The organism is Xenorhabdus sp. KJ12.1 (assembly GCF_963876495.1).
Taxonomy (GTDB): Bacteria; Pseudomonadota; Gammaproteobacteria; order Enterobacterales; family Enterobacteriaceae; genus Xenorhabdus; species Xenorhabdus stockiae.
In genome coordinates this window covers 19,649-40,643 of record NZ_CAWNQH010000013.1, presented here as the reverse complement: position 1 = coordinate 40,643, position 20,995 = coordinate 19,649, and the positions used below count along the sequence as shown (strand labels likewise).

Genomic DNA, 20,995 nt, shown 5'->3' with positions numbered 1-20,995 from the left:
TACTTGAAAAACGAAGGATATATTTCGCTACCCAGCGAAGTAACCGTCAAAACGGCAATATATGATTGCGTTTTCTATTCTTCAAGGAAACGATAATGTTAGCAGTTATATTTGAAGTCGAAATCGCAGAAAACCAAAGTGAGCGTTACTTTGACACCGCAGCCATGCTAAGGCCACTACTGGATACTATTCCGGGCTTTATTTCTGTAGAGCGCTTTCAAAGTCTGTCTCAAAATAATAAATATCTTTCATTATCCTATTGGCGGGATGAGGAATCTGTTAAACAGTGGCGGAATACCTGCCAGCACCGGGAAGCACAAATATTAGGACGCAATGGGGTATTTGCAGATTATAAATTGAGAGTCTCAGCCATTATTCGTGATTATGGCATGTATGAACGGGAAGAAGTGCCAAAGGAAGATTAACCCTGAGCTATCGGGAGATCGGTTGCCAGCATCTCCCGATATACTCGCCACCTTTTAAGTCATAAATTGTCTTAGCCACAGCTAATATACAGCAAATGAGCACCCCATTAATCGACCAAAAAACATCCAGTACCAGTATCCTATTACAAATCCTGCAATCAACATATAGCTGATCGATTTGAATTTACATACTGAAAAAATTTTTACTCCTTTTACGATAAATATCAGTATAAAAGGCAGCAAAAAAAACAGACATAAAGGTGCAGTCAATACCCTGTCATCATCAATAACAAAAGAGCTGACGACATCACAAACGGTATTTATTCCTTCCTCTCCGATTGTCCATTCATAATCAACAGTTGACAAACAACCTATCAATATCGTACTGAACAAAATAAAAGTAATACAGGCGAGTATATTTAGAGTTTTCATGCACATTTGTTTTTCTTATCTGTTTATAAGGCATAAGACGAGATTTAATCCTTTCCTAAGTTCACTAACTTAAATCTGAAACGTTTATATCAAAAAACTTAATACGTGATTCTTCTTACCTATCAAAGATAAGATCTCGATCACAAGATAAAATAATATAATAAGAAAAAAAGAAGGGATTTACTGAATGCAAAAGAACTCAATACACATTAAGAGGTATAAGCCATTAAAACAATTAATAACAAAGCGTTATTAAGGAACCAAAGAGGAAATAAAAGGCTCTTATCGCAAACCGATAAGAGCCAGAAATCACAGAATTAAATTAGAATATATTATCTATACATCTCAAACAAAGACATTCCTTTTAGATCAGTAAATGCTTTGAAAGAAGCCTGCAAAGAAGCCTGTTGCTGATAATAATTGGAAATCGTGGAAGTCCAATCCACATCAACTAACTCCCCTGAGCGAACTTTGTTGGCAATACTGCGCTCACTACCCAGAGAATCCAGCTGTTCTAGTTCCTGAAGCTGTAAACCCAGTACCGCTTCAACAGAAGAGAGGTTATTCAGGCTATTGCGAATACCACGGTTAGCTTTGTTGATAAGCTCCGCTGCTTGGTTTTTTTCTTCTTCAGTTGCTGAACTGTATGGCTCTTTTAAAGCTTTGATGGCCATATCGATAGTGGCAAAAATATCAGACTCACTATCAGTTTTGCCATCAGGTTCTTTGATTGGATTCGGAGGCGAGGATAAAAAGACCTGCTGTCCTGTATGAGCGATAACCATTGAGCGGTTATCATCCACTTTCTGAGTGATTTTTTCAGACCCACCAACATAAGTGACTTTGCCATCTTTATCCGCCGAAAAAGGCGGCACATCGGTTTTATAGCCGGCAAAAATATAACGGCCATTGCCATCGGTTTTATTGGCAAGGTTTAACAGCTCGTCTTTAAAACCCTTCAATTGCTGTGCATAGGATGAACGATCCTGATCACTTTGTTCATCTGCTGCTGCCACTAAAGTTTCAAACACATTCGTTGTTACCTTAACGGCGTTCGCTGTAATACTCAGCTGGGATGACATTGCATTTTTGGCAAAAATACGCGCAGTGGTAAATTGTTGGTTTTTCGATTCAGACTGAGAAACCATAATATTCTGCGATGCCGCCAGAGGATCATCAGATGGGTTAATAACCCGACGTCCGCTGGACAATTGTTCACCATATTTCATCCATTTGGATTGAGCGCCAAAAATCCCATCCATTTTCTGGCCGTATAATTGATTCGTACTTACACGCACAGTATCACTCCTTATTATTCCTTTTATCAGCGAATGCCTAAAATAGCATCGAACAACGTCGTCGCCGTCTGGATCACACGGGCGTTTGCCAGATAATACTGCTGCATACGCTGCAATTCGCCGTACTCTTCATCCATATTAACGCCGGAGATTGATTCACGGGTTTCTTTCAGCTTATCAACAATATGGCCCTGTGTTTCAACGCTGATTTGTGCGCTGTTGGCTTTACTACCGACTGTACTCACCAGTGATGCATAAGCACCGGAAAAAGAAGCCTTGCCATCCACCAGACGCTTATCCTGTAATTCAAGGAATTTCTTCGCGTTGCGGTTATCACTTGGGCCAGCACCTTTCTCACTGGCGGTTGCCAGTTGGGAAGAATCCTTAAGATTCACTTCCAGTGTTGCGATAACATTGCCGACAGTTTTCAGAGTATATTTATCGTGTTCCTGTACATCAGGCGCTGTGATTTCGACTTTCAGTCCATCGAATTCCAGCGTATTGCCATTTTTGGTTACAGCAACCATTTCACGATCAGAAACACGCTGGACTTTCCAGTCTCCACCTTCATATTTGAGGGTGTAATCGCTGGCTTTAACTTTCGTGGAATCCGCATATTCCACCTTAATCTCAGCTGTGCCTTTGTTATCGCTATTTGAAATAATTTCTGACGATTTGAAATTAAAGAAATCAACCCCTTTCTCGCCTTTCAGATCAAAACCACCGTGTTGTACCTGATTAAACTGATCCGCCATCACCAGCGCCAGTTGGTTCAGTTCATTACGGGTTGAATCAACCACTTCGCTACGAACACGCAATGCACCACCCAACGCGCCACCAGAAATGAAACGATCATCAATTTCTCTCGTGCCCACTGTGCCGTTGTTATAACCCAGCGTAATACGGCCGCTGTCAGCACTGGATGGAATAGCTTCCATACGGTAGGATTTACTGCCTGATACCAGTGACATGCCACCACCGAATGAGACGTTATAAACGCCACCATCCTGCTGTGTCACATTCACTTCCACCAACTGGTTTAATTTATTGACTGCCAGATCACGTTTATCCAACAATGCCAGCGGTTCACCCGTGCCAGTACCGCGCATACGGATGATTTCATTATTCAGCTTGGCAATTTCTTCTGCATATTTGTTGATTTCTTTGACATTCTGCTCAATCTGAGAATTGATGCCACTATCAAGCTGACGCAGAAATTCATCAGCTTCTTTAAAACGACTGACCAAGCCTTCAGCTTTGCCTAAAACCGTGGTTCTTGCCGCGCTGTCTTCTGCATTGCTCTCAACGGTACCAATGCTTTTGAAAAAATCTTCGAAAGAATTGGAAAGGCTGGTGTCTTTATCAGCCAACAGATTGTTGATCTTAGTTATCTGTTCGTTATATGACTTTAACGCAGAATGTTTGGTCTGAGCTGAATTGAACTGCTGGTTAATAAATTCGCTGTATTCACGGTTAATAGTCGTAACCGCTGTTCCGTTACCTATAAAACCCACCGGGGACATAGTTCCATTATTTTGCGTCATGACGGTGTTCTGTCGGTTGTAGCCCTCACTTTTGGAGTTGGCAATATTATTACTTACTACACCCATTGCCACCTGAGCGGCATTAATACCGCTCATCGCAGTATTCATAAGACTGTTGGACATGTGTAGATCCTTTTACGTTTTCGCTCTGCCTCTATTCAGAGAGACATGACTGCTATCGTTATCGGTATAAATTCTCTGTAAAAGTTATCGGCAGAAGAACCTGAACCTTGAACAAAAATGATTTAGACGGTGACTCAGAACAAATCATCAAAATCGTAGGTGTAGGCTTTTACCATCTGGGTGCCGTTACTCTTTAATTGCTGGATCAGTGATACCAGTTTCTGGGCATAACCGGGGTCTGTGGCATAACCTGCTTCTTGCAAGGAATGAGCCCCTTGCTCTGCGGTCACTGACTGTGCGACTTTGGCGTAGCGGGGGTTTTCCGTCAGCAGCTTGACGTAATCCGTGACGGCTTCCAGATAAGAATCATAGACCCGGAAACTGTCACGCATTTTTTGCGGCTCACCATTCACATACTCGGTTGTCATGATATTGGTGACCGCCCCCTTCCAGCTTTTACCCGCCTTGATACCAAACAGGTTATGGCTCGGTTTGCCTTCTTCAGTCAGTATTTCCCGCTGACCCCAGCCAGATTCCAGCGCCGCCTGTGCAATAATCAACAAATGAGGAATTCCGCTTTGCTGACTGGCTATCTGTGCCGGTATGGAAAGCATGGAGACAAAACTGGAACTGTTTATTGGCAGGGATTTTGATTGCGCCCCCCCTGAAGAAGATTTATCAGACTGGTTTTTGTCGGGCATCGCCCGGCGTAGAAACTGCTCCAGCGCTTGTGTCGGCAGAGTATGCAGGATGTCATTGCCCAGCGGCATCGGCACGGTTCCGGCCAGCTCACTGGGAGCACTGTTCGCACCGGAAACCTGTTTAACGATCATATCGGCAAATCCCAGCCCCTTTTGGGAGAGATCCTGCGCAATTTGCTGATCGTACATCGAAGTATAAAAACGCGTCTGGTCACTGCTTAACATGCCGTCCTGCGGCAACGAGGAACGCATACTTTTCAGCATCATCTGAACAAATACGCCTTCCAGTTGTTGGGCTACCTGCCGTAGCCCCTGTTGTGGTTCCTGTGACAATTTGGCTTTCAGTGAATGAAGTGAATTCACATCATAAGCCGCGGTCGGCATCGACAGAAAATCATTCATCAGATAATCTCCAGCTTCGCCCGCAAACAGCCTGCACTTTCCATCGCCTGTAGAATCGACATTAAGTCTGTCGGTGTTGCACCCAATGCGTTCAGGGCACGGATAACTTGAGTCAGATTTGCGCTGGAATTGACTTTCTGTAGTACACCGCCCTGCTCCTGAATACCAACACCTGTGTTGCGTGTTACGACAGTATTACCTCCCGCCAACGGAGTATCCGGCTGGCTGACTGCGGTCTGACGTTCGACAATCACAGACAGGCTACCATGCGCAATCGCACAACTATCCAGTGTGACATTACGGTTCATCACCAGCGATCCGGTACGGGAGTTGAAAATCACTTTGGCATCACCGGCATCAACGCGAATATGCAGATTCTGCACCTGTGACAGAAATTTCACCTGCTCACTGTTTTCTATCGGCAGACGCAGCTGTACCGTGCGGGAATCCAGCGCTGTTGCCGTACCCACACCTTGCAGGCGGTTGACCGCATCACTGATTTGCTGCGCCAGACTGAAATCATCCTCATTCAGTTGCAGATTCAGTGTTCCTTTCTGGCCGAATCGCGTTGGTAACTCCCGTTCAATAACTGCACCATTAGAAATGCGTCCGCCTGCCAGCTGGTTGATTTTCACGCTGTTACCACCGGCACTGACACCAGCCCCGCCAACCAGAATATTACCCTGAGCCAGTGCGTATACCTGATTATCCACCCCTTTCAGCGGCGTCATCAGCAATGTACCGCCTCGCAGGCTTTTGGCATTACCCAGTGAAGAAACCACCACATCAATATTCTGCCCTGAACGTGCAAAAGGTGGCAGCTTAGCTGTCACCATCACAGCAGCCACGTTTTTAAGCTGCATATTCGTGCCGGGGGGCACAGTGATCCCCAGCTGTGACAACATATTATTCAGGCTTTGCGTGGTGAACGGTGTCTGCATGGTCTGGTCACCCGTTCCATCCAGCCCCACCACTAAACCATAACCAATCAGCGCGTTATCCCTGATACCTTCAATCGTCGTCAAATCACGAATGCGTTCAGCGAAAGCGCTGGTTGGTGCGAACGTATTGAACAGTACCAGCACCAACGTAAAAAGGCTGGCGACTAATTTTTTCATCCTGACCATCCTCTTTTAAAACGGTGAGATATTCATAAAGAAACGTTGTAACCAGCCCATATGCTGCGCTTCATTAATATAACCATCGCCAACATACTCAATGCGAGCATCCGCAACCTGATTGGAGCTGACTGTATTGCTGCCGCTGATGGTGCGAGGATTCACAACACCGGAGAAGCGGATAAATTCCGTTCCCTGATTGATGGCAATTTGTTTTTCCCCGATAACATGCAGGTTACCGTTTGCCAGCAAGTGATCCACTGTCACAGTGATTGTGCCCCGGAAAGTATTGTTGGCATTCGCTCCACCTTTGCCGCCAAACTCACTGTTACCTTCCATCTCAATATCGGTTTTCCCCCCACCAATCACACCCTCTAAGAAACGAGGCGTTACAGCAGCAAGGAAACCCGTTTTACCGCTACGACTGGCATTGGCGGAAGAGTTTTTGCTCGCACTGACATTTTCTTGCAGGATAATAGTTAGCGTATCACCGATATTGCGTGGACGACGGTCTTCAAACAATGGCTGATAACCATAGTAAACTGGCTGGACGGTCTGAAAAACAGAACCATTCGGCGCTGGCGCAGGTGCTTCGGTTGGCTTGGCAGTTGTCACCCCTTTCACCAGTGGTTTGTGCGGCATATAAGCACATCCCCCTAATGTCAGTACTGACAATGCGAGTACCGCCGCAGTTCTGCTGATACGCCGCTTATTTCCCCGGTTTTTCCGTAAACCGGCACAGCTATCAGCCATAGGATTTTCAGTATGGCTTTCAGCAACGGGCATTGTATCCATCTTCGATGCTCTTATGTTTATCGCAGTAATCATGAAGGGTTTATACCCTCTGGGTATAAATCCCTACTGATTAATGATTAGATTATAACTGGGTAAGTTTTTGCAGCATCTGATCAGATGTTGATACTGCCTTACTGTTAATTTCGTAGGCTCGCTGAACCTGAATCATATTGACCAGCTCTTCCGCCACGTTGACGTTAGAGGTTTCAACATAACCCTGATACAACAATCCGGCACCATTGATGCCCGGCGCGTTTTCGACCGGAATACCGGAACTGTTGGTTTCCAGATACAGGTTCTCACCAATACTTTCCAGACCACTTTCGTTAATGAAAGTCGTCAGTGTCAGTTGCCCGATCTGCTGTGGTGCGTTCTGCCCCTGTACGTTGACGCTGACAATACCATCACGGGCAATGCTCATTTTGGTGGCATTGTCCGGAATAATGATGGCAGGCATGACCTGAAAGCCGCCCGCTGTCACCAGCTGACCATTCTGATCCACCTGAAATGAACCATCGCGGGTATAGCCGGTTGTGCCATCAGGCATCTGGATCTGGAAGAAACCCTGTCCTTTGACTGCCACGTCCTTGCTGTTGTTGGTCTGAGCCAGATTACCCTGACTATGCAGTCGTTCAGTCGCTACCGGACGAACCCCAGTACCAATCTGCAAACCGGATGGCAGGTTAGTCTGTTCAGACGACATCGCACCAGGCTGACGTTCAGTTTGATAAAGCAAATCTTCAAACACCGCGCGCTGACGTTTAAAACCATTCGTGCTGACGTTTGCCAGGTTGTTGGCAATAACGTCCATATTTGTTTGCTGAGCATCCAGCCCAGTCTTAGCAACCCATAAAGAACGGATCATGAATTTATCCTCTGTTTCCGACTCAGCTCATTGCGAGAATTTGATTAGCTCGCTGAGCGTTTTCATCGGAACTGTGTATGACTTTCATCTGCATCTCAAAACGACGCGCGTTGGCAATCATATTCACCATGCTTTCCACCGGATTTACATTGCTGCCTTCCAGTACACCCGGCATGATTTTTACTTCGGTGCTTGCTGCCAGCTCATCGCCCTGCTGTTCCCGTGCCTGTTGCGTTAAATGGAATAATCCATCATCACCACGCACAACCTGACCCGCTTCCGGTTTGACAATTTTCAGTTTGCCAATCTGCCCCAATAAAGTCGGAGGATCGCTGGCAATCAGAGCAGAAATGGCACCATCTCCGGCAAGCGTCAGTTCAGCCTGTGGCGGAACATCAATCGGCCCGTTCTCGCCCATCAACATGCGTCCCTGTACCATCAGTTGCCCTTCCGGTGAAATCTGGATGTTACCGTTACGGGTATAGGCTTCTGTCCCGTCTTCAAGCTGAACAGCCAGATAACCGCCTTGTCCGACAGCAACGTCCAACGGGCGGGAGGTATAATTCATCGGCCCCTGACGGCTATCCATACCGGGAGTCGAAGCCACAACCAAAGTACGGGTTGGCAGGGTTTCACCTTCAATGGGGACAGCACGCAGCGCAGCAAGCTGGGCTTTAAAGCCCGGCGTTGAAGCGTTAGCCAGATTGTTGGTAGTAACAGCCTGATGCTCCAGTGTCTGGCGCGCGGCTCCCATAGCGGTGTATATAACGTGATCCATAAAGCGATCTCCAAAAAAGCTATCCGCCTGAGATTATTAACGCATGCTGACCAGAGTTTGCAGGATTTGATCCTGAGTCTTGATGGTCTGGGCGTTGGATTGATAGTTACGCTGAGCGACGATCATATTAACCAGTTCCTGACTCATATCGACGTTTGAGGCTTCCAGCGCGCCGCTGATCAGCTTACCGAAGTTACCAGAACCCGCTGTACCCACAACCGGACTGCCGGATGCACCGGTTTCGACCCAAACGTTATCACCCTGTGATGCCAGACCTTCCGGGTTAGAGAAGTTAGCCAGAACAACCTGTCCCAGAACCTGAGTCTGCTGGTTAGAATAGATACCGTAAATTTTGCCGTCTGCATCTACACGGTAATTAGTGAAGTGACCGGCTTCATAGCCGTCTTGTTGCAGGTTAGAAACAGAATCCTGCTGAATGCTCTGCTGTTTGCTACCGTTAAAATCGATAGTGATCGCCGCAGGATTAGAGCCATTCAGTGCTGGCATATTAAATGCAAATGCGTTGTCATTGCCTTTAATACGACCATTATTGTCGAATTCCACATTACCCAGTTTCTGGGCCGCAGAACCTGCTACAGAAGTATCCTGTGCATAAATTTCCCATTTGTTATCTTCGGTCTTAACAAAGAAAACATTCACGTTATGTTCATTACCCAGACTATCGTATACGGACATACCCGTGCTGTAGTTAAAGCTGTCTTTTTTGGCTGGATCAAACGGGTTTGCAGCTGCGTCGATAGCTTTATTCATCGAATTCAGGTTAGTTGTCATCGTAACCTTCGTAGTCGCTTTCGCATCCAGCATATCTGTTGCGATAGCGATCGGTCCCGGTGCTGCACCACGTTGAATTTCAGGCCCGTTTGGTCCCTGTACGGCCGGATAACCCGTTAGTTTCATGCCCTGCATATTGATCAGGGTACGGTCTGAGTCCATTTTGAACTGACCATTACGGGAATAAAAAATGTTACCGTTTTCATCCAGCATGCGGAAAAAACCGCCCTGCGTGATGGCCATATCTAATTGACGGTTAGTAGTAGTGGTTGAACCATCTTTAAAGTTCTGAACCATGCCAGAAACTTTAACGCCCAAACCGACATCAGAACCGCTGAATACATCAGCAAACGCCGCTGAACTCGATTTAAAACCGAATGTCGCTGAGTTCGCAATATTGTTACCGATTACGTCCAGGTTACTTGCTGCGGCATTTAAGCCACTGACTGCCTGTGAAAAAGCCATATGTCCTCCGTTTTGTTAAAGAATCTGACGAACTTTATCCATGGTTACCGTACCCGCCAGCCCTAAATCTAATTTAGTGCCATCCTCACCCCGCGTAACGCCGTTTACTTCGGCAGATACCAACGGAAGTGTCACTAACGCTTGATCTCGATAGCTTGCGGAAACTGTGAAACTATAAGCACTGTTTTCCACTTCCTTGCCATCTGCGTCTTTGCCATCCCAGTTAACTTTATGTATACCGTTTTGTACTGATTTTGATTCTATTTCCCGAACGACTACACCACTCTTATTTCTGATGGTCACTTTTACGTGTTCAGCAGGACGAGCCAGTTCGAAACCGAATGTCGATACACTAATGCCTTTATCTTCACTGGGACCGGTTAAAATCTTATCGCCTGGGATCATGACCTTACGACCGATCAACTGGGTCGTCTGCATGGCCTGATTGCCTTCCATCTGGCTGACAACAGCGCCCAGCGATTTATTGAGTTTTTCAATCCCCTCCACTGTACTGATCTGCGCAAGCTGCGTAGTCAGTTCATTGTTTTGCATGGGATTGGTTGGATCCTGATTCTTAAGTTGCGCAACCAGCAGATTCAGAAAGTTATCTTTAATATCATTGCTGTCTTGCTTTTTTTTGGGGCTACTGGCTAATTCACCAATCGTTGAATTATCCAGAGAATCATTGATTGAAGCAGTAACTGCCATAATGGAATTCCTGTTACTGACCCAGAGTCAGGGTTTTCAGCATGATGGACTTGGTGGTATTGAGTACTTCAATATTGGCCTGATAGCTGCGGGAAGCAGAGATGGTATTGACCATTTCTCCGACGACATCCACATTCGGCATACGCACATAGCCTTTTTCATCCGCCAGTGGGTTACCCGGCTGGTATTCAAGGCGGAAAGGTGTTGGATCATCCACCACTTCGCTGACACGCACGCCGCCAACCTCCTGCCCTGCGGGAGCAGCGACACGGAAGACCACCTGCTTGGCGCGATAAGGCTCGCCATCCGGCCCGACGATACTATCGGCATTCGCCATATTGCTGGCACTGACATTCAGTCGCTGGGACTGAGCAGAAAGCGCGGAGCCGGCAATATCAAAAATACTGAGTAGAGACATTCCCATTATCCTTGTGACTGTAGAACTGACATCATGCTTTTGATCTGAGCATTCGTCATCGTAAGTTCAGCCTGATATTTCAGACTGTTATCTGCAAAATTGCTGCGTTCCATATCCATGTCAACGGTATTTCCATCCATAGCCGTCTGATGAGGAACCCGATACAACAGATCCATCTCCAGACGTTGCTGGGGCTGAATGGGAATATGTCGATTGGAAGTCAGAGTCAGCCCAATTCCATTCCCAGTTACCCGCCCGTGATCCATCACTTTTTTTAACTGAGCGGCAAAATCGATATCGCGTGCCTGATAGCCGGGGGTATCCGCATTGGCAATGTTTGCAGACAGAATTTCCTGCCGCTGGTTGCGGAGCACCAGAGCTTCCTGTCGAAAATGAAAGGCGGCGTCTAATTTATCGAGCATATTCCTCCCTCGCCTGTTTTTAAGCCAGATTTATGGCCTTTCTTGTAGGGCTAATTCCGTAGAACCAAGCCCCGTAACGCATTAAGAGCGATAACAGCATAAACGCAGAAGAAAAAGCCGATTCGAAGAATAGACACAAATTGATTTGCTATTTATCCCATTAACTAATAATCAAGCGCGTTACACTATTAATTAGTCAGATAGAGTTAATGAAATGAAGAACGGCAACAGGTACTGATTATTTTTTGCAATCATGGTCTACCCTATTAGAGTTGGGTATCAGGTATGTCAGGTAAGGAAAATTAAGGTGATAAAATGTCTGTATTAAAATTTATCGTATCCGTTACTTTTTTCCTTAATGTATTTTTAGGCTGCTCTCTGGCATGGGGAAGTGATTTGCCTCGCTCAATAAATGATTATTTCAGACAAATTCACCACGGCACGAACTATAAAGTTTCCGTTGAAATCAAAACACCGGAACAACAATGGCCGACGTGTGAATCGCCTGACATACATCCCCCTATGGGCAATAAAAACTGGGGCAATATTTCACTGCCTGTTAATTGTGGTCAACAGCGTCGTTTTATGCAGATTTACGTTAGTGTTACCGGCCCGTATCTGGTCTCAAACCGGGCTATTCAGCGCAACGCTGTACTGACAGAAAAAGATTTTCAGAGCAAGACGGGTCATTTGGACAAACTACCGAATAACATCATTCATAACAAAAAGGCCGTAAAAAATGGAATTGCCATCCGCAATATCCCCGCCGGACAACTCATCACAAGCAATATGATCCGGCGTCCGTGGGTGATTAAAGCCGGACAAAATGTCATCGTCATCGTAGATGGGCAAAATTTCCGGGTACGTTATGAAGGAAAAGCGATTAACAATGCTGCCAGTTTTGATAATATCCGTATCCGTTTGGTTTCCGGGCAGGTTATTACCGGTGAAGCTCAGGAAAATGGCAGTGTAAAAATGATGTTATAAGTGTCTAAAGTTTTATTGCTTTCAGCCGATATAACCATCAGACCATGATTTACAGGCATGCCAGCGGTATATCGCCTGCTACCTAAGACAAATAAATAATGCCTGAATAAAGGATTACGATTATGAGTATTGAACGCACTCAACCTCTACTGGCTATTGCGGCTTTACAGCAACGCAATTCCAATGAAGGTGTCCATAGCACTCGCAGGACCGTGGCTGTTGCAGAAAAAAGCGCCGATACGCAGGTTAAACTGAGCGAGGCACAGAAAAAACTGGTTCAGCCAAGTAGCCAAGACATTAATATCCAGAAAGTACAACAGCTGAAAGAAGCGATAGCGAAAGGAACTCTGACCATGGATAGCGGCAAAATTGCTGATGCCCTAATCAGAGAAGCCCTTGAAAACTGATAATACCTCTCGTCTTTCAAGCTGTTTCTTTGTTGGCTGCACTCGCTCACCCCGGTCAGCATTTTTATGAATATACGGTTGCCTATGCTCCCGGGGGATTAACGAGAGGCTCAGTCTCTCATCGGAGGCCAGCCTTTGGCTGAACAAATTCGTTCCCGACGAATTTGTCGCTCCCTTGCTGCCACAATGCAACTTGAAATCCATTAGGTATACTTTCAGTGGTTGTTTAAAACAGATAAACCAGCAAAATCATAAAGGCCATAAATGGAAGAACTTCAACTGTTGCTTGAGCAGCAAAGCGCACATTTAAATTCGCTTTCGATAACGATGGCAGAAGAACAACGTATCCTGAGTGAAGGCTTTATTGAAGCGAATCATTTACATCGTGTGACAGAGCAAAAAACATTCTTACTCTCGGCACTGGATCATTCTGAGCGAAAACGCCAGCAATTAAATGAAACGCTAAAAGTAAGTGCCCCCTATGCCGATCATGAAATACTGGTTGTATTGTGGGATCAAATCAGCCAGACGGTTGAACGTATCCGTGATTTAAATGCCCATAACGGATTTCTGCTGGAACAGCATATTGATCAGAATAGTCAGGCAATCGCTTTTCTCAAGAGTCATCACAGCCCCTCTTTTTATGGTGCTGATGGTCAGGCTCGCCGTAATTCTGCATTATCAGGTCACAAAATCAGCGTTTGATTTTTAAAACCTTTTAATCCATGTGTTATATACAGACCTCTTAGTGTATCAATGGTGATAAGGGGTCTGTTTTTGCTTGTTAGCACCCTCTTCTTTCGGATTATCCCCCACGTTAACTTGATTCAATTGTCCCATTTTTTATCGCTATAAACATAGAATAACCTGTACCCCATAGATGATTACACAACTTCTAGTTTAGATTAAAAATCAAATAGCTGGAAAAATGAAAGAGTATAATAAGCTATTATCATTATTGTTGTGACAAAGAAAACACTGAGTTTTTTCTATAAAAAATAACAAAAACACCAATCAGGTACTATAATAAACAATAGATATTAAATTTCTTAAAAGTGCTGTTTTGCTCATTTCACTTTAAAAATTAATGCATTTATTAAACATTCTTATGTAGTATCTCTTTTAATATTATAGATAAAAATTAAGACAGGGATTTAAAATCCAAATTAATTAGACCGTCGCAATAAACCAAATAAAATAAAAACATTAGGAAAAATCCAAAGCATTAGATAATTAAATCCAAATACATTAATAAAAATAACATATCTACCACATTATAAAAATAAGAGAATATAATATGAAATATATTGTGCTAATTTTATCTTTATCAGTATCTTATGCTTATTCTTATGATCCCTCTGCCTACTCAAACCCTAATAGGCACGTCTGTTCTATAGCTTTAAACAATCAAATCTATAACCCATCTGATTTTTTTAATAATAATTTAAGATATAGAATAGCTGAAAATATAGGATCAGTGACAATTGCTATTCATAATGATGATGGAACAACAAGAAATATTGCTATCGAGGTTGCTCCATTAGTAAGAGATGCGGCAGATATGTGGAATCAACGCCTTATAGCAAGGAATAGCCCTATTCGTCTTACAGAAATACCTCAGGGCTCATCTAGTGATACTGATTTTCAAATTACCAGAGCGAATGATGCTCAACAGACAAGTTTGGGTTCAGATTTAGCTGAAACAACTTTAATTTTACCACCGGAAGTCCAAGGGCATATAACAAATCAAGTTTTTAATAGACCTGGAATAGTCCTAACTAATACATTCAATTATCCAAGAGAAACTTTCGACAACATTAGAAGAACGTTAAATGAACATTATTCAGAACACCACGTTGCAAAAATATTGGTTTACCATACCATAGCTCATGAGTTTGGACATGCTTTAGGTCTGACGCATCCTGGATTGCTTGAATTGGGGGAGCCGAATGAAAAAGAACGTCAAATACAATTAGATAGTTCAAACCCCGAGCACTTTTTTGCTGTAGCGATTACAGCAGAACTTGAACAGGGACAAGCAAATGCCAGAGTACCATTAATGACAGGTAATGATACCTATTTTCTCCGATTACGTAACCAATTAGGTAGGCAATTAGAATATAACGATATCGCCCCATCAGAATTAGAGCTAAACGCTATAGCAACAGAAAATGCATGTGGTGGTTCACCTTCATCTCAGTCTAAAATAAATATTACGGCCTCAGAAATTTGTAAAGAAAAACCCCGTATATTTTACCCTATAGCGCAGGCACTGATACCTGTTTATCAAGCACAGTTATTTTAATTAGATTTTTCATATTTAAGATAATAAAAATAAACATTATCTTCCTTGAAGATAAAGTGAAATATTTTTTATTTAATCGGTTTTTACCTTGCGCAGTATAACACGAAATTGAAATAGATAATCCGAATGTAAAAATACTAAAATATATATGCTAGTTAGATACTATCTATTGGTATCTGTCCTTCATTAATTACGACACAAATGAAGAATGGATGAACAAAAATAGCGATGACCAAATTAAGCTATTAAACGAAAAAATCACTATTGCCCATATGTGCCCCAATCAACTAACTTAAAACAACAAATTTTTACAAATCAATTTATTATACACCATGAATTTCAAGATGCGTCGCGACGGCAAGGGAGTTCATCCCCGGGAGCATAGGTAACTATGCGACTGGGGTGAACGAACGCAACCAACAAAGAAGCAACGTGAAAGACAAAGTGTATCTATCGTTAAACTTGCATATTCATCACTTCGTGATACGCACTGACCAGCTTGTTTCTGACCTGAATACCCATTTGCAGTGAAATAGTGGCTTTCTGCATATTGACCATCACGTCATTCAGTTCCACGCCCGGTACGCCCAGTGTGAAATCCTGTGCCTGTTTAGCTGCTTCTACGCGGGACAGATTTATTTTTTCTACCGCGGCGGTGAGCTGGCTGGCAAAGCCTCCTTTTACCGGCATAGGCTTGGCAATACTTGCTGCCTGTAATGCCTGCGCCTGCATCTGTTGCAATACACCTTCAATTGCCTGAATTGACATAAAAACCTCGTGTTAAATCACCCTATTGATTACGTGATTAAATGCCATATTAGCCGTGGGCTGGTTGGCAGTTTTTTCAGGCTGCCACCGTAACATAGCCCTTTCAAACTAAAGCGGGTAATTAACGTAAAAATTCGAAGCTTATTGTGCCATTAAAAGATGTGTGAACAGCGAATAATGACGGGATTAATTATATCTATTGTATTTAAGTTGCATCACGGCGGCAAATTAAGCAATTCCCGGTGACACAGATAACGATGTCACTGAGGCGGATGCAGTCAGCAAAGAGGCAATTTGTAATAAAATGAAAGGTATAGAGATAGTTTTTTCGCTTGCGTATGGGGAGTCTGTTTTGTTACGCCACGCTTTTAGTATTCATGTTGACCAGCAAGGCAAGGATCGTCTATGAGTGCAGCAACAACCGACGCTGAGAATCCACAGAAGGGTTTCAGCGCTATCATCAACAGGATAAAAGCTGATCCAAAAGTTCCATTATTAGTTGCTGGCTCTGCTGCCATCGCTATTATCATCGCCCTTTTTCTCTGGTTGCGCAGCCCTGATTATCGGGTGCTTTACAGCAATCTGAGTGATAAAGATGGCGGCGAGATCGTTACACAATTAACTCAAATGAATGTCCCTTACCGGTTTGCCGAAAACGGCGCCGCCATCATGATACCGACGGATAAGGTACATGAAATCAGGCTTAAACTGGCACAACAGGGCTTACCAAAAGGTGGCGCTGCGGGTTTTGAGTTGTTGGATAAAGAAAAGTTCGGCATCAGCCAGTTCAGTGAACAGGTTAATTACCAACGTGCGCTGGAAGGCGAGTTGGCGCGCACTATCGAGTCTCTCGGCCCGGTGCAAAGTGCCCGCGTTCATCTGGCATTGCCAAAGCCTTCCCTGTTTGTCCGTGAGCAAAAATCACCTTCTGCTTCCGTAACAGTCGGGTTGTTGCAGGGCCGTGCTCTGGATGAAGGGCAAATCAACGCCATTGTCCATATGGTTTCAAGCAGTGTGGCCGGATTGCCACCAAGCAATGTCACTATTGTGGATCAGGCCGGACGCCTGCTGACTCAATCCGATGCCAACGGGCGGGATTTGAATACCACCCAGTTGAAGTACATACAGGAAGTCGAAAACCGCTTCCAGCATCGCATTGAAACCATTCTGGCACCTGTTGTCGGTCGTGGCAATGTTCATGCTCAGGTCACCGCGCAAGTCGATTTCTCCCGCCGTGAAGAAACTGCGGAAGAGTATAAGCCTAACCAGCCACCGAATCAGGCAGCCGTCCGTTCTAAACAGACCAGTGCCAGCGAACAAAGTGGCGGACCATTGGTAGGTGGTGTTCCGGGAGCGCTGTCGAATCAGCCAAGTGCCGCACCAAGTGCGCCAATTGAGAAACCAAAAGGTAATGGTGACGACAAATCTGCTCAGGGGCGCAATGGCAATAACAGCTATGAGCGCATGATCAGTAATAACCGCAATAATCGTCATGATGAAACCATCAACTATGAAGTGGATCGCACTATCCGCCATACCCAGTTACAGGCTGGCGGCGTGGAGCGTCTCTCTGTTGCGGTTGTGGTCAACTATGCCACTGTTCAGGGCGAGAATGGCCCGGAAACTCAGGCGCTGACACCAGAGCAGTTATCCCAGATTGAGTCACTGACCCGTGAGGCAATGGGCTTTTCTGCCGACCGTGGCGACAGCCTGAACGTCGTCAACACACCGTTCAATAATACCGCCGAAGTGATAGAAACGCTGCCGTTCTGGCAACACCCTGTCCTGCTGGAGAAATTATTGGAGCTGGGCCGTTGGTTGCTGTTAGCACTGGTTGCATGGCTGCTGTGGCGCAAGATGATCGTGCCGCAAATTGCCAGAAAACGTGCTGCGGAAAAAGCCGCACTGGAAGCGCAGAAGAAACAGAATAAGCCTGCGACTGAATCCAATGCTGAAATGGATGAAAAAGTGCGCCGTCAGTTGGCTCGCCAGCGTGTCAATGCTGAGATTCAAAGCCAGCGTATCCGTGAACTTGCGGAAAAAGATCCTCGCGTAGTTGCGCTGGTGATCCGCCAATGGATGAGTAACGAACAATGAGTCTGACCGGAACAGAAAAAAGCGCCATTATGTTAATGACTCTGGGAGAAGATCAGGCGGCTGAGGTGTTCAAGCACCTGAACTCCCGGGAAGTACAACAATTAAGTATTGCAATGGCGGGGATGAAACAAGTCTCCAACCAGCAGCTGGCTGAAGTCATGGCCCAGTTTGAGGAAGATGCTGAGCAGTACGCAGCTCTGAGCATCAATGCCAACGACTATCTGCGCAGTGTGCTGGTGAAAGCACTGGGCGAAGAGCGGGCTTCCAGCCTGCTCGAGGATATCCTTGAATCACGCGATACCACAACCGGCATCGAAACACTCAACTTCATGGAGCCGCAGGCAGCGGCTGACATGATCCGCGATGAACATCCGCAGATCATTGCCACGATTCTGGTTCACCTGAACCGTGGTCAGGCCGCAGATATTCTCGCCATGTTTGATGATCGTCTGCGTAATGATGTCATGCTGCGTATTGCCACCTTTGGTGGTGTTCAGCCAGCCGCACTGGCCGAGCTGACCGAAGTTCTGAACAACCTGCTGGATGGTCAGAATCTGAAACGCAGCAAAATGGGTGGTATTCGTACTGCGGCTGAAATTATCAACCTGATGAAGAGCCAGCAGGAAGAGAGCGTTATCGATGCTGTCCGTACCTATGACGGCGAACTGGCACAGAAAATCATCGATGAAATGTTCTTGTTCGAAAACCTTATCGGTGTGGACGATCGCAGTATCCAGCGTCTGTTGCAGGAAGTTACTACCGATTCGCTGTTGGTTGCATTGAAAGGCTGCGATCAGGCACTGCGCGATCACTTCCTCAACAATATGTCGCAGCGTGCTGCTGAAATTATGCGTGATGACCTGGCAACCCGCGGTCCGGTTCGTATGTCTCAGGTGGAAGCTGAACAGAAAGCCATTCTGCTTGTAGTTCGTCGTCTGGCCGAAAACGGGGAAATGATCCTGAATGGTGGTGATGATACCTATGTCTGATAATTCGAATAATGGAAACTGGCAGCGATGGCTGCCGGGTGAATTGACTCCGTGGGAAACATTACAAGCGAAACTGGAATCATCGGATGATATACAGGAGCTTACCGAACAGGAGCGCTTGCAGGAGCAGGCCAGAATACTCGACGAACTGAAAGAACAAGCGCGTCAGGCTGGTCACGAGCAAGGTGTTGCTGAAGGTCATGCCCGTGGATATGAGCAGGGTGTTGAAGAAGGCCGGAAAGCCGGCTTTGAACAGGGACTCAAGGAAGCCGGGGAACAACAGCAGGTTGTTATTGAGCAGTGGAAAGATCTGCTGAGTGATTTCAGTCATTCACTGGATGGTCTGGATACGGTTGTTGCATCACGCCTGATGCAGCTTTCTCTGACGGCCGCGCAACATATTCTCGGCCAACCGGCGGTGTGTGACGGCACTGCCCTGCTGAACCAAATCCGTGAATTTATTCAGCAGGAACCCATGTTCAGTGGCAAGCCTCAATTGCGTGTTCATCCGCAAAATATCCCACTGGTTGAACAACAACTGGGCGAGATATTGGCTCTGCATGGCTGGCGTCTGGTTGCTGATAATAAATTGCATCCGGGAGGCTGTAAGGTCAGCGCTGATGAAGGTGATCTGGATGCCAGTCTGGCTACGCGCTGGCATGAGATGTGCCGTCTGGCGGTATCAGGAGAACTGTGATGACTGCGAGACTTGGGCGCTGGCTGGCGACATTAGATTGCATGGAAAAACGTCTGGAGAAAACGCCGAAAGTACGTCGTTACGGACGTCTGACCCGCGCCACGGGTCTGGTACTTGAAGCCACAGGTTTACATCTGCCACTGGGAGCAACCTGCCTTATTGAACGGCAAAATGGTAATACTCTTGAAGAAGTCGAAAGTGAAGTGGTCGGCTTTAATGGTGAAAAATTGCTGTTAATGCCTTTGGAAGAACTTGAAGGCATTGTGCCGGGTGCCCGTGTCTATGCCCGTGCTTATGGTGAGGAAGCGGGTGGTGGACGGCGTTTACCTCTGGGGCCGGAATTACTCGGCAGGGTGCTGGATGGTGCAGGTCGCCCTCTCGATGGTTTACCTGCCCCGGATACCGGATATCGCGCCCCCCTGACCACACCACCCATCAATCCCCTGCAACGTACTCCCATCAGCGATGTACTGGATGTGGGTGTACGTGCCATTAATGCTCTGCTAACCGTCGGGCGTGGACAACGAATGGGGTTATTTGCCGGTTCTGGTGTCGGTAAAAGTGTGCTCCTTGGCATGATGGCCCGTTATACGCAGGCAGACGTTATTGTAGTCGGCCTGATTGGTGAACGTGGCCGGGAAGTTAAAGATTTCATCGAAAATATTTTAGGTGAAGAAGGACGAGCCCGTTCCGTGGTTGTTGCGGCACCTGCTGACGTTTCGCCACTACTGCGAATGCAGGGAGCTTCCTATGCAACCCGTATAGCAGAAGATTTCCGTGATCGCGGGAAGCATGTGTTGCTGATTATGGATTCTCTTACCCGTTACAGCATGGCGCAACGTGAAATTGCACTGGCTATTGGTGAACCACCGGCAACTAAGGGTTATCCCCCTTCTGTGTTCGCGAAATTACCGGCGTTGGTAGAACGGGCGGGTAATGGTGTCAGTGATGGCGGTTCAATAACCGCATTTTATACTGTCCTGACCGAAGGTGATGACCAGCAAGACCCGATTGCTGATTCAGCACGAGCTATTCTGGACGGTCATATTGTCCTGTCCCGTGCCTTGGCTGAATCCGGGCATTATCCGGCTATCGATATTGAAGCATCAATCAGCCGTGCCATGACATCGCTGATTGATAATACCCATTATCGACGGGTGCAACATTTTAAACAGCTGCTTTCCAGCTACCAGCGCAACCGGGATCTGATTAATGTCGGTGCTTACGCTGCCGGCAGTGATCCTTTGCTGGATAGGGCAATTGAGTTGTATCCGCATATGGCTCAGTTCCTGCATCAAAGCATTGAGGAACGCAGTGAATACGATGCAGCATGTGCCCAACTGCAACAGTTATTACCAAGTTAAGAACGCAACTTAACTATACCCAATGGATTTCGGGTTTGCATTGCGGCAGCAAGGGAATGACAAATTCGTCAGAAACGAATTTGTCCAGCCAGAAG

22 protein-coding genes are annotated in these 20,995 nt (G+C 45.8%); 9 read left to right on the top strand and 13 right to left on the bottom strand.

Translation table 11 applies throughout. From position 1 onward, the window contains the following. The first annotated feature begins 95 nt into the window (after positions 1–95). A complete protein-coding gene (locus AACS92_RS02275) occupies positions 96–425 on the top strand; it encodes an antibiotic biosynthesis monooxygenase family protein (RefSeq protein ID WP_099109752.1) in 330 nt (109 codons plus the stop codon). Positions 426–506: 81 nt separating this feature from the next. On the opposite strand, the gene AACS92_RS21815 is transcribed toward AACS92_RS02275, so the two are convergent. From AACS92_RS21815 to flgB, 12 genes are all read right to left on the bottom strand, one after another. After that, positions 507–857, bottom strand: coding sequence for a DUF2645 family protein (locus AACS92_RS21815; RefSeq protein WP_193756912.1), 351 nt, complete (start codon positions 855–857; stop codon positions 507–509). Positions 858–1,189: 332 nt separating this feature from the next. Continuing rightward, positions 1,190–2,155, bottom strand: coding sequence for a flagellar hook-associated protein FlgL (gene flgL, locus AACS92_RS02270; protein ID WP_099109750.1), 966 nt, complete (start codon positions 2,153–2,155; stop codon positions 1,190–1,192). 26 nt (positions 2,156–2,181) lie between these two features. Further along, positions 2,182–3,822, bottom strand: coding sequence for a flagellar hook-associated protein FlgK (gene flgK / locus AACS92_RS02265; RefSeq protein ID WP_099109749.1), 1,641 nt, complete (start codon positions 3,820–3,822; stop codon positions 2,182–2,184). A gap of 134 nt (positions 3,823–3,956) precedes the next feature. After that, positions 3,957–4,925, bottom strand: a complete 969-nt coding sequence (gene flgJ / locus AACS92_RS02260) for a flagellar assembly peptidoglycan hydrolase FlgJ (protein WP_099109748.1) — start codon at positions 4,923–4,925, stop codon at positions 3,957–3,959. Beyond that, positions 4,925–6,043 carry a flagellar basal body P-ring protein FlgI gene (locus AACS92_RS02255; protein ID WP_099109747.1) on the bottom strand — a complete coding sequence of 373 codons (1,119 nt, stop codon included), beginning with the start codon at positions 6,041–6,043 and terminating at the stop codon, positions 4,925–4,927. Before AACS92_RS02255 ends, flgJ begins: the two co-directional genes overlap by 1 nt. A 15-nt stretch (positions 6,044–6,058) precedes the next feature. Next, the gene (locus AACS92_RS02250; protein ID WP_099109746.1) at positions 6,059–6,838 is read right to left on the bottom strand and encodes a flagellar basal body L-ring protein FlgH; all 780 of its coding nucleotides are present in this window, start codon (positions 6,836–6,838) and stop codon (positions 6,059–6,061) included. A gap of 82 nt (positions 6,839–6,920) precedes the next feature. Next, positions 6,921–7,703 (bottom strand): flagellar basal-body rod protein FlgG, encoded by a 783-nt coding sequence (flgG, locus tag AACS92_RS02245; RefSeq protein ID WP_099109745.1) that lies wholly within the window; start codon positions 7,701–7,703, stop codon positions 6,921–6,923. Between the two features lie 22 nt (positions 7,704–7,725). Next, positions 7,726–8,481 carry a flagellar basal body rod protein FlgF gene (locus tag AACS92_RS02240; protein WP_099109744.1) on the bottom strand — a complete coding sequence of 252 codons (756 nt, stop codon included), beginning with the start codon at positions 8,479–8,481 and terminating at the stop codon, positions 7,726–7,728. A gap of 36 nt (positions 8,482–8,517) precedes the next feature. Continuing rightward, positions 8,518–9,738 (bottom strand): flagellar hook protein FlgE, encoded by a 1,221-nt coding sequence (flgE, locus tag AACS92_RS02235; protein WP_099109743.1) that lies wholly within the window; start codon positions 9,736–9,738, stop codon positions 8,518–8,520. A gap of 15 nt (positions 9,739–9,753) precedes the next feature. Beyond that, positions 9,754–10,446: a flagellar hook assembly protein FlgD gene (locus AACS92_RS02230; protein WP_099109742.1), complete on the bottom strand. Its 693-nt coding sequence runs from the start codon at positions 10,444–10,446 to the stop codon at positions 9,754–9,756. A gap of 13 nt (positions 10,447–10,459) precedes the next feature. Then, complete coding sequence (gene flgC / locus AACS92_RS02225; RefSeq protein WP_099109741.1) at positions 10,460–10,864, bottom strand: flagellar basal body rod protein FlgC; 405 nt, start codon at positions 10,862–10,864, stop codon at positions 10,460–10,462. Positions 10,865–10,869: 5 nt separating this feature from the next. Beyond that, positions 10,870–11,286, bottom strand: a complete 417-nt coding sequence (gene flgB / locus AACS92_RS02220) for a flagellar basal body rod protein FlgB (protein ID WP_099109740.1) — start codon at positions 11,284–11,286, stop codon at positions 10,870–10,872. A 315-nt stretch (positions 11,287–11,601) separates the two neighbouring features. On the opposite strand from flgB, the gene flgA reads away from it, so the two are divergent. The 4 genes from flgA (at position 11,602) to AACS92_RS02200 (ending at position 14,985) form a co-directional block, all read left to right on the top strand. Beyond that, a complete protein-coding gene (gene flgA / locus AACS92_RS02215) occupies positions 11,602–12,273 on the top strand; it encodes a flagellar basal body P-ring formation chaperone FlgA (RefSeq protein WP_099109739.1) in 672 nt (223 codons plus the stop codon). 122 nt (positions 12,274–12,395) lie between these two features. After that, entirely contained in the window at positions 12,396–12,680 is a 285-nt protein-coding gene (gene flgM / locus AACS92_RS02210) for a flagellar biosynthesis anti-sigma factor FlgM (protein WP_099109738.1), read from the top strand. A 264-nt stretch (positions 12,681–12,944) separates the two neighbouring features. Beyond that, the gene (locus tag AACS92_RS02205; RefSeq protein WP_099109737.1) at positions 12,945–13,385 is read left to right on the top strand and encodes a flagella synthesis protein FlgN; all 441 of its coding nucleotides are present in this window, start codon (positions 12,945–12,947) and stop codon (positions 13,383–13,385) included. Between the two features lie 592 nt (positions 13,386–13,977). Beyond that, positions 13,978–14,985 (top strand): hypothetical protein, encoded by a 1,008-nt coding sequence (locus AACS92_RS02200; RefSeq protein ID WP_099109736.1) that lies wholly within the window; start codon positions 13,978–13,980, stop codon positions 14,983–14,985. Positions 14,986–15,441: 456 nt separating this feature from the next. Here the strand turns inward: AACS92_RS02200 and fliE are convergent, their stop codons facing one another. Then, positions 15,442–15,753: a flagellar hook-basal body complex protein FliE gene (gene fliE / locus AACS92_RS02195; protein ID WP_099109735.1), complete on the bottom strand. Its 312-nt coding sequence runs from the start codon at positions 15,751–15,753 to the stop codon at positions 15,442–15,444. Between the two features lie 405 nt (positions 15,754–16,158). On the opposite strand from fliE, the gene fliF reads away from it, so the two are divergent. Genes fliF through fliI form a run of 4 tightly spaced genes read left to right on the top strand, consistent with a single transcriptional unit; the run spans position 16,159 to position 20,900 of the window. Further along, a complete protein-coding gene (fliF, locus tag AACS92_RS02190) occupies positions 16,159–17,850 on the top strand; it encodes a flagellar basal-body MS-ring/collar protein FliF (RefSeq protein WP_099109734.1) in 1,692 nt (563 codons plus the stop codon). After that, positions 17,847–18,839, top strand: a complete 993-nt coding sequence (fliG, locus tag AACS92_RS02185) for a flagellar motor switch protein FliG (RefSeq protein ID WP_099109733.1) — start codon at positions 17,847–17,849, stop codon at positions 18,837–18,839. The genes fliF and fliG overlap by 4 nt, the downstream gene beginning before the upstream one ends. Then, entirely contained in the window at positions 18,832–19,536 is a 705-nt protein-coding gene (gene fliH / locus AACS92_RS02180; protein ID WP_099109732.1) for a flagellar assembly protein FliH, read from the top strand. Before fliG ends, fliH begins: the two co-directional genes overlap by 8 nt. Next, complete coding sequence (gene fliI, locus AACS92_RS02175; protein WP_099109731.1) at positions 19,536–20,900, top strand: flagellar protein export ATPase FliI; 1,365 nt, start codon at positions 19,536–19,538, stop codon at positions 20,898–20,900. Before fliH ends, fliI begins: the two co-directional genes overlap by 1 nt. The last annotated feature ends 95 nt before the right edge of the window (positions 20,901–20,995 follow it).